The 556-nt window shown below is 76.1% G+C and carries 1 protein-coding gene; it reads left to right on the forward strand.

Going from position 1 to position 556, the window contains the following annotated elements; translation table 11 throughout:
- The coding region (locus BKE38_RS14335) for a tetratricopeptide repeat protein (protein WP_131829596.1) at positions 1 to 556 on the forward strand (556 nt) is incomplete at both ends.

The raw sequence follows: 556 nt of genomic DNA on the forward strand, positions 1-556 counted from the left end.
CGGCCAGGGGGCGCCGGAGCTGACCCTGCTGCTGGCCCGCCTGGCGCTGCGGCTGCGCCCCGACTTCACCCCCGCTCTGCTGATCGCCGCCGACGCCCTGGCCGACGAGAAGCATCCCGACAGCGCGCTGGCCCTGCTGCGGCGGGTGTCGGATGACGACCCGCTGGCGGCGGCGGTGGCCATGCGCCGCGCCACCCTGCTGGACCGGCTGAACCGCCCGGACGAGGCGATCGCCGCGCTGCGCGGGCTGCAGCAGGCCTATCCGCAGTCGCTGCAGCCGCCCGCCCGCCTCGGCGACCTGCTGCGCGGGCGCGAGCGCTATTCCGAGGCGGCCGAGGCCTATTCCGCCGCGCTGACCCGGGTGCAGCGCCCGGGGCCGGAGCACTGGTCGCTGTTCTACGCCCGCGGCATCGCGCTCGAGCGCGGCGGCGACTGGACCCGCGCGGAGGCCGATTTCCACCGCGCCCTGCAGCTCGCCCCCGAGCAGCCCTATGTGCTGAACTACCTGGGCTATACCTGGGTCGAGCACGGCACCAACCTGCCCGAGGCGCGGCGC

The sequence above is a fragment of the Teichococcus deserti genome (assembly GCF_001982615.1).
Taxonomy (GTDB): Bacteria; Pseudomonadota; Alphaproteobacteria; order Acetobacterales; family Acetobacteraceae; genus Pseudoroseomonas; species Pseudoroseomonas deserti.